General features: G+C 70.4%; 12 protein-coding genes. 5 read left to right on the top strand and 7 right to left on the bottom strand.

What is annotated here, in order from left to right; translation table 11 throughout:
- A partial coding sequence (uvrA, locus tag J0670_RS15110; RefSeq protein ID WP_207812083.1) for an excinuclease ABC subunit UvrA occupies window positions 1-2,868 on the bottom strand: 2,868 nt, incomplete at its 3' end.
- Window positions 2,869-3,149: 281 nt separating this feature from the next.
- Here uvrA and J0670_RS15105 point away from each other — a divergent pair.
- The 3 genes from J0670_RS15105 (at window position 3,150) to J0670_RS15095 (ending at window position 4,886) form a co-directional block, all read left to right on the top strand.
- Window positions 3,150-3,920, top strand: a complete 771-nt coding sequence (locus J0670_RS15105) for a maleylpyruvate isomerase family mycothiol-dependent enzyme (RefSeq protein ID WP_207812082.1) — start codon at window positions 3,150-3,152, stop codon at window positions 3,918-3,920.
- Window positions 3,921-3,977: 57 nt separating this feature from the next.
- The gene (locus tag J0670_RS15100) at window positions 3,978-4,631 is read left to right on the top strand and encodes an MBL fold metallo-hydrolase (RefSeq protein WP_207812081.1); all 654 of its coding nucleotides are present in this window, start codon (window positions 3,978-3,980) and stop codon (window positions 4,629-4,631) included.
- A gap of 72 nt (window positions 4,632-4,703) precedes the next feature.
- A complete protein-coding gene (locus tag J0670_RS15095) occupies window positions 4,704-4,886 on the top strand; it encodes a type II toxin-antitoxin system HicB family antitoxin (RefSeq protein ID WP_207812080.1) in 183 nt (60 codons plus the stop codon).
- Window positions 4,887-4,945: 59 nt separating this feature from the next.
- Here the strand turns inward: J0670_RS15095 and J0670_RS15090 are convergent, their stop codons facing one another.
- From J0670_RS15090 to zapE, 6 genes are all read right to left on the bottom strand, one after another.
- Window positions 4,946-5,944 (bottom strand): TerC family protein, encoded by a 999-nt coding sequence (locus J0670_RS15090; RefSeq protein ID WP_207812079.1) that lies wholly within the window; start codon window positions 5,942-5,944, stop codon window positions 4,946-4,948.
- Window positions 5,945-6,133: 189 nt separating this feature from the next.
- Entirely contained in the window at window positions 6,134-6,712 is a 579-nt protein-coding gene (locus tag J0670_RS15085) for a TerD family protein (protein ID WP_207812078.1), read from the bottom strand.
- A gap of 260 nt (window positions 6,713-6,972) precedes the next feature.
- Window positions 6,973-9,069: an excinuclease ABC subunit UvrB gene (gene uvrB / locus J0670_RS15080; RefSeq protein WP_207812077.1), complete on the bottom strand. Its 2,097-nt coding sequence runs from the start codon at window positions 9,067-9,069 to the stop codon at window positions 6,973-6,975.
- A 44-nt stretch (window positions 9,070-9,113) separates the two neighbouring features.
- On the bottom strand, window positions 9,114-9,413 hold the full coding sequence (locus J0670_RS15075) for a helix-turn-helix transcriptional regulator (RefSeq protein ID WP_207812076.1): 300 nt from the start codon (window positions 9,411-9,413) through the stop codon (window positions 9,114-9,116).
- A complete protein-coding gene (locus J0670_RS15070; RefSeq protein WP_207812075.1) occupies window positions 9,410-9,571 on the bottom strand; it encodes a hypothetical protein in 162 nt (53 codons plus the stop codon). The genes J0670_RS15075 and J0670_RS15070 overlap by 4 nt, the downstream gene beginning before the upstream one ends.
- 58 nt (window positions 9,572-9,629) lie before the next feature.
- Complete coding sequence (zapE, locus tag J0670_RS15065) at window positions 9,630-10,676, bottom strand: cell division protein ZapE (RefSeq protein ID WP_307806530.1); 1,047 nt, start codon at window positions 10,674-10,676, stop codon at window positions 9,630-9,632.
- Window positions 10,677-10,811: 135 nt separating this feature from the next.
- On the opposite strand from zapE, the gene J0670_RS15060 reads away from it, so the two are divergent.
- Window positions 10,812-11,582, top strand: coding sequence for a pyrimidine reductase family protein (locus tag J0670_RS15060; protein WP_207812073.1), 771 nt, complete (start codon window positions 10,812-10,814; stop codon window positions 11,580-11,582).
- 73 nt (window positions 11,583-11,655) lie between these two features.
- The gene (locus J0670_RS15055; RefSeq protein ID WP_207812072.1) at window positions 11,656-12,117 is read left to right on the top strand and encodes an indole-3-glycerol phosphate synthase; all 462 of its coding nucleotides are present in this window, start codon (window positions 11,656-11,658) and stop codon (window positions 12,115-12,117) included.
- Window positions 12,118-12,152: the final 35 nt, after the last annotated feature.

Here is a 12,152-nt window from a genome sequence, read left to right as displayed (position 1 = left end):
GAGGGCGGCAACCGGGGCGTCCGCGAAGTCACCCGGCAGGATGTCCCGCAAGAACTTGCCGGTGTGGCTCTCCGGGACGGCCGCGATCTGCTCCGGGGTGCCCTCGGCGACCACCGTGCCGCCGCCGGAGCCGCCCTCGGGGCCCATGTCGACGACCCAGTCGGCGGTCTTGATCACGTCGAGGTTGTGCTCGATCACGATCACCGTGTTGCCCTTCTCGACCAGCCCGCTGAGCACCTTGATCAGCTTGCTGATGTCCTCGAAGTGCAGACCGGTGGTGGGCTCGTCCAGCACGTAGACCGTCCGCCCGGTGGAGCGCTTCTGGAGCTCCGAGGCGAGCTTGACGCGCTGCGCCTCGCCGCCGGAGAGCGTCGGCGCGGACTGGCCGAGCCGGACGTAGCCGAGGCCGACGTCGTTGAGCGTCCGCAGGTGGCGGGCGATCGCCGGGACGGCCTCGAAGAAGGCCAGCCCCTCCTCGATCGGCATGTCCAGCACCTCGGCGATGGACTTGCCCTTGTAGTGGACCTCCAGCGTCTCCCGGTTGTACCGGGCGCCGTGGCAGACCTCGCACGGCACGTAGACGTCCGGCAGGAAGTTCATCTCGATCTTGATGGTGCCGTCACCGGTGCAGTTCTCGCAGCGGCCGCCCTTGACGTTGAAGGAGAACCGGCCGGGCAGGTAGCCGCGGACCTTGGCCTCCTGGGTCTCCGCGAAGAGCCGGCGGACGTGGTCGAACACTCCGGTGTAGGTGGCCGGGTTGGACCGCGGGGTGCGGCCGATCGGCGACTGGTCGACGTGCACGACCTTGTCCACCAGGTCGGTGCCGGTGATCCGGGTGTGCCGGCCGGGCACGCTGCGGGCGCCGTTGAGCTCCCGGGCGAGGTGGGTGTAGAGGATGTCGTTGACCAGCGTCGACTTGCCGGAGCCGGAGACGCCGGTGATCGCCGTGAAGGTGCCGAGCGGGAAGCCGACCGTGACGTCCTTGAGGTTGTGCTCGCGGGCGCCGTGCACCGTCAGCTGGCGCTTCCTGTCCCGGTCGCGGCGGGTGGCCGGGATCGGGATGGACCGCTTGCCGGAGAGGTACTGGCCGGTCAGCGACTCCTTGTTGGTCAGCAGCCCCTTCAACGCGCCGGAGTGCACCACCTTGCCGCCGTGCTCGCCGGCGCCCGGACCGATGTCGACCACCCAGTCCGCGGTCTTGATGGTGTCCTCGTCGTGCTCGACCACGATCAGCGTGTTGCCGATGTCGCGCAGCCGCACCAGCGTCTCGATCAGCCGGTGGTTGTCCCGCTGGTGCAGGCCGATGGACGGCTCGTCCAGCACGTACAGCACGCCGACCAGGCCGGAGCCGATCTGGGTGGCCAGCCGGATGCGCTGGGCCTCGCCGCCGGACAGGGTGCCGGCCGCGCGGTCGAGCGAGAGGTAGTCCAGGCCGACGTCGACCAGGAAGCGCAGCCGCTCGTTGACCTCCTTGAGGACCCGCTCGGCGATCTGCTTGTCCCGGGCGTTCAGCTTCATCGCGCCGAGGAACTCGGAGCAGTCGCTGATCGACATCGAGGAGACGTCGGCGATGGACCTGCCCTCGACGGTGACCGCGAGCACCACCGGCTTGAGCCGGGTGCCCTGGCACGTCGGGCAGGGCACCTCGCGCATGTAGCCCTCGAAGCGCTCGCGACTGCTGTCGCTCTCCGCCTCGGTGTGCCGGCGCTGGATGAACGGGACGGCGCCCTCGAAGCCGGTGCTGTACGAGCGCTCGCGGCCGAAGCGGTTGCGGTAGCGGACCTGCACCTGGTGCTTGTGCCCGTACAGCAGCGCCTTCTTGGCGCGGGCGGGCAGCCCGGCCCAGGGGATGTCGGTGCGGAAGCCGAGCTCCTCGGCGAGCGCGTCGATCAGGCGCTGGAAGTACTCCTTGGCGTGCCCGGCCGACCACGGGTGGATCGCGCCCTCGTCCAGCGAGCGCTCCTGGTCCGGCACGACCAGCTCGGGGTCGACCTCCATCCGGTTGCCCAGGCCCGAGCAGTCCGGGCAGGCGCCGAACGGCGAGTTGAAGGAGAACGAGCGCGGCTCCAGCTCCTCGAACGACACGTCGTCGTACGGGCAGTAGAGGTGCTCGGAGTACATCCGCTCGCGCTCGGGGTCGTCCTCGGGGAGGTCGACGAAGTCGAGCACGACCATGCCGCCGGCAAGCCGCAGGGCCGTCTCCACCGAGTCGGTGAGCCGCCGCTTGGCGCTCTCCTTGACGGTCAGGCGGTCGATGACCACCTCGACGGTGTGCTTCTCCTGCTTCTTGAGCTTCGGCGGCTCGGCGAGCTGGATCGTCTCGCCGTCGACGCGGGCGCGGGAGTAGCCCTTGGACTGGAGGTCGGCGAAGAGGTCGACGAACTCGCCCTTGCGCTCGCGCACCACGGGGCTGAGCACCTGGAAACGGGTGCCCTCGGCGAGCTCCAGGACCTTGTCGACGATCGCCTGCGGCGACTGCTTGGCGATCGGGCGGCCGCAGTGCGGGCAGTGCGGCTTGCCGATCCGGGCGAACAGCAGGCGCAGGTAGTCGTAGACCTCGGTGATCGTGCCGACGGTCGAACGGGGGTTGCGGTTGGTGGACTTCTGGTCGATCGAGACGGCCGGGGAGAGGCCCTCGATGAAGTCCACATCGGGCTTGTCCATCTGCCCGAGGAACTGGCGGGCGTACGAGGACAGCGACTCGACGTACCGGCGCTGGCCCTCGGCGAAGATCGTGTCGAAGGCGAGCGAGGACTTGCCGGAGCCGGAGAGGCCCGTGAAGACGATGAGGGAGTCGCGGGGCAGGTCGAGCGAGACGTTCTTGAGGTTGTGCTCGCGAGCACCGCGGACGATGAGGCGGTCGGCCACTGCTTCTGGCGCCTTTCTCCGGGGCGAGACGGCTTGCGGTGAGTTCGGTGTACTTCTTCCAGGATGCGGCAGCCAGCCTATAGCTCAGGCGTTCGAATATCGACCTTGTCCAATGGAGACCACCCGAACGAGTGGGGGAGGCCCCCGGACCGCCCGCGCACCGTCCGTACCCGCACCGAAATACCCCCTGCTCAGGGCCCCGATTCGGCGGTAGCGTCGGCTGATCAACGAGCGGAGCCCCCTGCGGGCAACGCGCCGTCCCGCAGAGAAGGCAGATTTCGATGACCGACCCGCAGTCCGCCACCGCTGTCGCCGACCCCGCCGACCCCGCCGACCCCGGCGCTCTCGCCGCCGAGCGGCTGAGCCTCGTCGAGGAGAGCACCCGGGGCCTGCTGCAGACCGTCTCCGAGCTGAGGCCCGAGGCCGTCGCCGAGCCCTCCGCGCTCCCCGGCTGGAGCCGCGGCCACGTGCTGGCCCACCTCGCCCGCAACGCCGACTCCCTGGTCAACCTGCTGACCGGCGCCCGCACCGGCACCGACGTCCCGCAGTACGCCAGCGAGCAGGCCCGCGACCAGGGCATCGAGGACGGCGCCGGCCGCCCGCTGGACGTCCAGCTCGCCGACCTGCGCGAGTCCCACGAGCGCTTCGCCGAGGCCGCCGCGCTGATGACCGGCGAGCACTGGGCCACCGAGGTGCGCCACCGGTCCGGCGCCGTCTTCCCGGCCTGCGACCTCGTCTGGAAGCGCCTGGCCGAGGTCGAGTACCACCTGGTCGACCTGGACGCCGGCTACGCCCCCGACCGGTGGCCCGGGGTGTTCGCGGCCACCGAGTTCCACAGGCTCGCCACCAGGCTGCACGGCACCGACCTGCCCGCCGTCGCGCTCGTCGCCGAGGACACCGGGGACACCGGCCTGATCGGCACCGGCGAGCCCGCCCTGACCGTCCGCGGCCCGCTGCGCGCCCTGCTCGCCTGGCTCACCGGCCGCTCCGACGGCGCCGACCTCCAGCGCACCCCCGACTCCGCGCTCCCCCAGCTTCCCCCGCTGGGCTGACGGCGCGAGGATGATCCTGAACCCTGTTGTAGCCGGACCCGGACGAGGAGCGGACGGATGACGTACCACGGAGCGGTCAAGGTCGGCGGGCCGCCGGACGTGCGCGAGCTGGCCCACCTGATCATCACCAAGGTGGCCGTCGGGCCGTACGACAACAACGCCTACCTGCTGCGCTGCCGGGCCACCGACGAGCAGCTGCTGATCGACGCGGCCGCCGACGCCCCGGTGCTGCTGGAGACCGTCGGCGACGACCTCGAAACGGTGGTCACCACCCACCGGCACCACGACCACTGGGGCGCGCTGGCCGAGGTGGTCGCCACCACCGGCGCCCGCACCGCCGCCGGACAGCACGACGCCGAGGGCATCGACGTCCCCACCGAGCTGCTGCTCGCGGACGGCGACCGGCTGCGGGTCGGCGAGGTCGAGCTCACCGTGCGGCACCTGGTCGGCCACACCCCCGGTGCCATCGTGCTCATCTACGACGACCCGCAGGGCCACCCCCACGTCTTCACCGGGGACTGCCTCTTCCCCGGCGGCGTCGGCAACACCTGGGGCGACCCGGAGGCCTTCCGGACCCTCTACCGCGACGTCACCGAGAAGATCTTCGACGTCCTCCCCGACGAGGCCTGGGTCTACCCCGGCCACGGCAACGACACCACCCTCGGCGCCGAACGCCCCCACCTCCCCGAGTGGCGCGACCGCGGCTGGTGACCACCTTCCGGCCGGTCGGCCCCTACCGGAGCCGGCCAGCCCGGGAAGGCGTGTGAGTGCCAGAATTACGCCATGCCCCAGCACTCTGTGCATCTCACCGCCGCGATCGTCCCCGAAGGCGAGTGGTACGTGGCCCGCTGCCTCCAGGTCGAGATCACCAGCCAGGGCGAGACCATCGAAGAAGCTCTCTCCAACCTTCGCGAGGCGCTCGCGCTCAACTTCGAGGACACCCCCATCAAAGTGCATGTCGCATGACTTGAGCCCCGCCGCCGGATGGCGCATCCGGCGGCGGGGCTCAAGTCGGTCGATTCCCGTCAGGCGTCGAGCTTCTCGGGCTCGGGCTCGGTCTGTTCGGCCTTCTTCGAGGCCCGGAGGCTGGTCACCGTGGTGACGGCCAGGACGAGCACGATGAAGCCGAGCGAGAAGGGGATGCCGATCTCCGGGACGTGGGCGCCGGCCTCGTGGGCGGCGTGCAGGACGAGCTTCACGCCGATGAAGCCGAGGATCACCGACAGGCCGTACGAGAGGTGGACCAGCTTCTTCAGCAGGCCGCCGATCAGGAAGTACAGCTGGCGCAGGCCCATCAGGGCGAAGGCGTTGGCGGTGAAGACGATGTACGGGTCCTGGGTGAGGCCGAAGATGGCCGGGATCGAGTCCAGGGCGAACAGGACGTCCGTCGTGCCGATGGCCAGCATGACGATCAGCATCGGGGTGATCAGCCGGCGGCCGTTCTCCACGATGAGGAGCTTGGTACCGCGGTAGTCGTCGGTGGCGGGGAAGCGCCGGGTGATCGACTTGAGCAGGCGGTTCTCCTCGAATTCCGCTGCTTCTCCATCAGGCCCAGTCTCCTCGTCGGCCCGGGCCTCCTTGATCAGCTTCCAGGCCGTCCAGATCAGGAACGCGCCGAAGACGAAGAACACCCAGGAGAACTCGGAGACCAGCGCCGCGCCGCCGGCGATGAACACCGCCCGCAGCACCAGGGCGATGATCACACCGAACATCAGGACGCGCTGCTGGTAGATCCTGGGCACCGCGAACTTGCCCATGATCAGGATGAACACGAAGAGGTTGTCGACACTGAGCGACTTCTCGGTGATGTACCCGGCGAAGAACTCACCGGCCGACTGCGCGCCGGAGTGCCACCAGAGGAAGCCGCCGAAGAGCGCCGCCAGCGCGACCCAGACGGCCGTCCAGATCCCGGCCTCCTTGATCGAGACCTCGTGCGGCTTGCGCCCTCCGATGAAGAAGTCCGCCACGATCAGTGCGATCAGCACACCGATCGTGGAGACCCACATGGTCACGGAAACGTCCATTACTGCTCCTCCGGCAGCCAGGCGAGACAGGTCGTCACTGCCGGAGGTCTCTTCCGCCCATCGGGCCAGCGCCCCGGGGCGCCACGACGGGCACCCGTGATGACGGGGTCGGCTGTCGAGGAATACTCCCCTCCGCTGGCATCGAGAGTAACAGCGAAGGCAAGGAAAGGTAAAGAAGGTAAAGAACTGTCAGAGGAAGGGCTCGATGGCCGGCAGCAGGTCCTGGAAGGTCCGCCCCTTGGCCGGAGCCCCGATCGCCTGCATCTCCCAGCCGCCGTCGCCGTCCCGGACCACCTTGGCCATGATCTGGCCGGTGTGCGGCCCCCCGCCCGCCAACTCGTAGCGGGCCAGTTCCACCCCGGTGGTCTCGTCCACCAGCCGGCAGTGCGCCTGGCGCACCTCAGCGAAGGTCTGCCCGGTGTAGGAGCTGACCGTGAACACCACCTGGGTGATGTGCGGCGGCACGTGCATCAGGTCGACCAGGATCGCCTCGTCGTCCCCGGCGCCCGAGCCGCCCTCCAGGTTGTCCCCGGTGTGCCGGACCGATCCGTCGGTGGACTCCAGGTGCTGGAAGAACACCACGTCGGACGGGGTCCGCTCGGCGTACAGCAGCGCCGAGGCGTCCAGGTCGATCTTCCTCGTCCGGCTGCCGAACAGTCCCCGCTTGGGGGCGGCCTGCCAGCCCAGCCCCATCCGGACCACGGTCAGCACGCCGCCCGCGCCCTTCTGGAGGCTGACCCGCTGCCCCTTGGCAAGGTTCACCGACACGACGTTGTCCTCTCTGCCGGCCCCACGGGCGCGCCCGCACGGCTCCACGGTGGAACACCCCGTCGCCGTCCCCCGGCTGAGGCCCCCTCTGCTACGGCCCGCCACCCGTCCCGAGGGCACGGTGCCGCAGGCCAGCCTAGGGCCTGCGGCACCACCGACTCCTCGGAGTTACCCGGTTTGTGGCAAGGCTGAGACACCTCCGGGCGGTTGACCCCCGCAGGCGCGGGGAAGGGCCGTAGCCCGGCGTCCCGGCCGTGCCGTCAGGCCACACCCGCCTCGCGCATCTGCCGCAGCTCCTTCTTCAGCTCCTTCACCTCGTCGCGCAGCCGCGCCGCGACCTCGAACTGGAGATCGGCGGCCGCCGTGTGCATCCGGTCGGTCATCTCCTGGATCAGCTCCGCCAGCTCGGCGGCCGGCATGGACTTGGCGGGCTTGCGCTCCGCGCCCAGCATCGGCACCGGGGCCTTGCCGCCCTTCTGGCCCGCCCCGCGGTAGCCGGTGGAGAGCAGCTCGTCGGTGTCCACGTCCTCGCGGGCGAGGGTGTCCAGGATGTCGCCGATCTTCTTCCGCAGCGGCTGCGGGTCGATCCCGTGCTCCTTGTTGTAGGCCTGCTGCACGGCCCGGCGGCGGTTGGTCTCGTCGATCGCCTTCTCCATCGACGGGGTGATCCGGTCCGCGTACATGTGCACCTGGCCCGAGACGTTTCGGGCGGCGCGGCCGATGGTCTGGATCAGCGAGGTGCCGGAGCGCAGGAAGCCCTCCTTGTCCGCGTCCAGGATCGCCACCAGCGACACCTCGGGCAGGTCCAGGCCCTCGCGCAGCAGGTTGATGCCGACCAGCACGTCGTACTTGCCCGCCCGCAGCTCGCGCAGCAGCTCCACCCGGCGCAGCGTGTCCACGTCGCTGTGCAGGTACCGGACCCGGATGTCCAGGCCGAGCATGTAGTCGGTGAGGTCCTCGGCCATCTTCTTGGTGAGCGTGGTGACCAGGACGCGCTCGTCCCGCTCGACCCGCTTGCGGACCTCGTGCACCAGGTCGTCGATCTGGCCCTCGGTCGGCTTGACGATCACCTCGGGGTCGATCAGGCCGGTCGGGCGGATGATCTGCTCGACCTGGCCGTCGCCGCGCGACAGCTCGTACGGGCCGGGCGTCGCCGACAGGTAGACCGTCTGACCGATCCGCCCCAGGAACTCCTCCCACTTCAGCGGGCGGTTGTCCATCGCGGACGGCAGCCGGAAGCCGTGCTCCACCAGGGTGCGCTTGCGCGAGGCGTCGCCCTCGTACATCGCGCCGATCTGCGGGACGGTGACGTGCGACTCGTCGATGACCAGGAGGAAGTCCTCCGGGAAGTAGTCCAGCAGGGTGTTCGGCGGGGAGCCGGGCTCGCGGCCGTCGAAGTGCATCGAGTAGTTCTCGACGCCCGAGCAGGTGCCGATCTGCCGCAGCATCTCGATGTCGTAGGTGGTGCGCATGCGCAGCCGCTGGGCCTCCAGCAGCTTGCCCTGCTTCTCCAGCCTGGCGAGCGTCTCCTCCAGCTCCTTCTCGATGCCGGTGATCGCCCGCTCCATGCGCTCGGGGCCGGCCACGTAGTGCGAGGCGGGGAAGACGTAGATCTGCTCGTCCTGGCTGATGATCTCGCCGGTGAGCGGGTGCAGGGTGTAGAGCGCCTCGATCTCGTCGCCGAACATCTCGATCCGGACGGCGAGCTCCTCGTACACCGGGAAGATCTCGATGGTGTCGCCGCGGACCCGGAAGGTGCCGCGGGTGAACGCCACGTCGTTGCGCGCGTACTGGATGTCCACGAAGCGGCGCAGCAGGACGTCCCGGTCGATCTCCTGGCCGACCTTGAGCGGGACCATCCGGTCCACGTACTCCTGCGGGGTGCCGAGGCCGTAGATGCAGGAGACGGAGGCGACCACGATCACGTCGCGGCGCGTGAGCAGCGAGTTGGTCGCCGAGTGCCGCAGCCGCTCGACCTCCTCGTTGATCGAGGAGTCCTTCTCGATGTAGGTGTCCGTCTGCGGGACGTACGCCTCGGGCTGGTAGTAGTCGTAGTACGAGACGAAGTACTCGACCGCGTTGTTCGGCAGCAGCTCGCGGAACTCGTTCGCCAGCTGCGCGGCCAGCGTCTTGTTCGGCGCCATCACCAGGGTGGGCCGCTGCAGCTTCTCGATCATCCAGGCCGTGGTGGCCGACTTGCCGGTACCGGTGGCACCGAGCAGCACGACGTCCTTCTCCCCCGCCCTGATCCGCCGTTCCAACTCGGCGATCGCCGTCGGCTGGTCACCGTTCGGCTGGTAGGGACTGACGACCTCGAAGGGCGCCACGGACCGCTCAATACTCGTGATGGGACGCACGCCTCCACCGTACGGCCCACCACCGACAAGCGGCGCCGCTTCGCTCAGGCCGCGTGCGCCTCGAAGCGCATGGCGGGCTCGTGGGAGGGGTCGATCCGGACCGTGGAGTCGAAGGCCGCCGCGAGCAGCTCGATCAGCGGCAGGGTCGGATCGATGCCGCTCTCCTCGATGCTTTCGACCGTCTCCGCGGCCAGCCCGGCCCGCTCGGCCGGCGTCCAGCCGAGCGCGGAGCGGCGCGCGTACACGGCCTCGGCCAGCGCCATCCGACGCCCGGCCGCCCGGTACTCCTCGCTCTCGCGGTGCTCCTCCGGCACGACCCACCGCGTGTGGTAGCCGCTGCTCACCGCTGCTCCTCCCGGTCGTAGATCTCGCCGTCCTCGGCGAGTCGGTCGGCGGCGCGCTCGGCCGCACGGTACTCCGCGACCGGGCAGTTCTGGAGCCAGACCCGCACCTCGGGCTCGATCTCGATCTCGTATCCCGGCCGGGACTGGTCACCGGTCACGTCTCTCCCCCTTGCTCGGCAGCGGGAACAACTGCCGAGCAAGGGGGAAGGTCACGGCTCAGGCCTTGGCGCTGTCGCGGGCGAGGGCGACGAGGCGGGATATGGCGCGGAGGTACTTCTTGCGGTAGCCGCCGCGGAGCATGTCCTCGGGGAAGACCTGGTCGAAGGGGAGGCCGGAGGCGGTGATGGGGAGTTCGCGGTCGTACATGCGGTCGGCGAGGACGACCAGGCGCAGGGCGGTGGACTGGTCCTCGACCCGCTTGACGCCGCGCAGGCAGACCGCGGCGACGTCGTCCAGCAGTGCGCCGTAGCGGCTGGGGTGGACGGCGGAGAGGTGGGTGAGCAGGGCGTCGAAGTCGTCCAGCGAGGCGCCGGGGGTGCGGGCGGCGACGGCCACGACGGCGTCGTCGGTGTACGGCGGCGGGGCGTCGGGCAGGCCGCGGTGGCGGTAGTCCTGGCCGTCGATCCGCATCGGGCGGAAGTGCGCGGACAGGCCCTGGATCTCGCGCAGGAAGTCGGCGGCGGCGAAGCGGCCCTCGCCGAGCTTCTCCGGCAGGGTGTTGGAGGTGGCGCACAGCTTGACGCCGTTGTCGACCAGGCGGCCGAGCAGGGTGGAGACCAGCACGGTGTCGCCCGGGTCGTCCAGCTCGAACTCGTCGATGCACAGCAGCGTGTGCCCGGACAGCGTCCGCACGGCCTGCTGGAAGCCGAGCGCGCCGACCAGGTTGGTCAGCTCGACGAAGGTGCCGAAGGCCTTGGGGCCGGGGGCGGCGTGCCAGAGCGAGGCGAGCAGGTGGGTCTTGCCGACGCCGTAGCCGCCGTCGAGGTAGACGCCGGCCGGGCCGGTGGGCGCGGGGGCGGAGCGGCGGAACCAGCCGCGCTTGGGTGCTGAACCGTTTCCCCCGCCGAGGGTGGCCGCGAACTGCTCCAGGACCTGGACGGCCTCGTACTGGCTGGGCTGGTTCGGGTCCGGGATGTACGTCCCGAAGCTCACGTCGGCGAACCGGGGCGGCGGGACCATCTCGGCGACCAGCCGCTCGGCGGGCACGACGGGGCGGCGGTCGGTGAGCGCGATCGGGGCGCCGGCCGGGCTCGCGGCGGCTATGGACTCGGTCGCGGTGGCGGGGCGGGAGGCTGCGGGCACATCAGTAGAGGGTACGCCTGGTTCCCGACCCCTCCGAACGGCCTCCGAACGGCCTCCGGGCGTCCTCCGGACGGCCCACGGTGGAACACTGAGGGCATGCACCTGTTGATCAGCCCGCTGGGTGAGCCGGTCGCCGATCCGTCCGCGCTGGAGTCGCTCGCCGCCGTGTACGCGTACCCCGACCAGGTGAATCGGGGCCGCCCGTGGTTGCGCGCCAACATGGTGGCGGGGCTGGACGGCGGGGCGAAGCTCGACGGCCTGTCCGAGGGCCTCTCCGGGGACGCCGACAAGCGGATCTTCGGCGTGCTGCGCGCCCTGTCCGACGTGGTGCTGGTGGGCGCCGAGACCGTCCGCGCGGAGGGCTACCGGCCGGCCCGGGCCCGTCAGGAGTTCGCGGCGGCGCGGGCGGCGGCCGGGCAGGCCCCGGCTCCGGCGATCGCGATCGTGAGTCGTTCGCTGGACCTGGACCTGAGCGCGCCGCTGTTCACGGAGCCGCTGGTCAGGACGGTGGTGATCACCACCGAGGACGCCCCGGAGGAGCGCCGCCGGGCGGTCGCCGGGGTGGCCGACCTGGTGCTCGCCGGGCGGGGCTCGGTGGACCTGCGGGCGGGCGTGGCGGCCCTGGTCGAGCGGGGCTGGACGCGGCTGCTGAGCGAGGGCGGCCCCCGGCTGCTGGGGCAGATCGCGGCGGCGGGCCTGCTGGACGAGCTGTGCCTGTCGCTGGCCCCGCTGATCACCGGCGGCGACGCGCCGCGCATCGTCCACGATGCGCGAATGCCTGACGTGCAGCGGATGCGGCTGGTCTCATTGATCGAGCAGAAAGGATTCCTCTTCTCGCGTTACCTGCGCCGCCCGGGTTCGGAATGACCCCGTGACCCCCCGGTCCTGATCCCGTTATGCGATGCCGGGGCCCGGGGGCCGGCCACTGGAAGGGACTCACGTGTTCAAGACGGTACTGATGATCGAAAAGGCTCTCTCCGACGCGGACGTGGAGCTGGTCACCACGCTCCACAGCGACGAGAAGGTGTCCTTCGTCGTCCTGATGCAGCCGCGCGGCAAGCAGGACGAGCTGCTGCGGGCACTGGACGACGTCGCCCTCGGCCACCTCGACAAGGTGGTGCACGAGCACGACGAGTCCGAGAGCGGCCCCACCGTGGCCGGTGAATCGCTGGAGCACAGCCTGCGCCACCTGCGCTCGGCCGGGGCCGAGGCGAGGGGCGAACTGGTCGAGGAGAAGCCGCTGGAGCGGCTGCGCGAGGTGGTCCGGGACCAGGAGGCGGACGAGGTGGTGGTGCTCACCTCACCGCACTTCGTGGAGGAGTTCTTCCACCGCGACTGGGCCTCCCAGGCCCGGCACAAGGTGGGGGTCCCGGTACTGAGGCTGTTCGCCAGCGACTCCTAGCTCCGCTCCTAGCTCCGCGCGCCCGTGGTGCAGAA

The sequence above is a fragment of the Streptomyces sp. FH025 genome, from assembly GCF_017427025.1.
Taxonomy (GTDB): Bacteria; Actinomycetota; Actinomycetes; order Streptomycetales; family Streptomycetaceae; genus Kitasatospora.
The sequence above is the reverse complement of the archived record's forward strand: the minus strand, read 5'-3'. Positions and strand labels throughout refer to the sequence as shown.

Bases quoted from the DNA above. Each gene is read 5' to 3' on its own strand.
- J0670_RS15095 (WP_207812080.1), top strand. From the start codon at position 4,704: ATGCCCCAGCACTCTGTGCATCTCACCGCCGCGATCGTCCCCGAAGGC.
- J0670_RS15105 (WP_207812082.1), top strand. From the start codon at position 3,150: ATGACCGACCCGCAGTCCGCCACCGCTGTCGCCGACCCCGCCGACCCC.
- J0670_RS15100 (WP_207812081.1), top strand. From the start codon at position 3,978: ATGACGTACCACGGAGCGGTCAAGGTCGGCGGGCCGCCGGACGTGCGC.
- J0670_RS15060 (WP_207812073.1), top strand. From the start codon at position 10,812: ATGCACCTGTTGATCAGCCCGCTGGGTGAGCCGGTCGCCGATCCGTCC.
- J0670_RS15090 (WP_207812079.1), bottom strand. From the start codon at position 5,944: ATGGACGTTTCCGTGACCATGTGGGTCTCCACGATCGGTGTGCTGATC.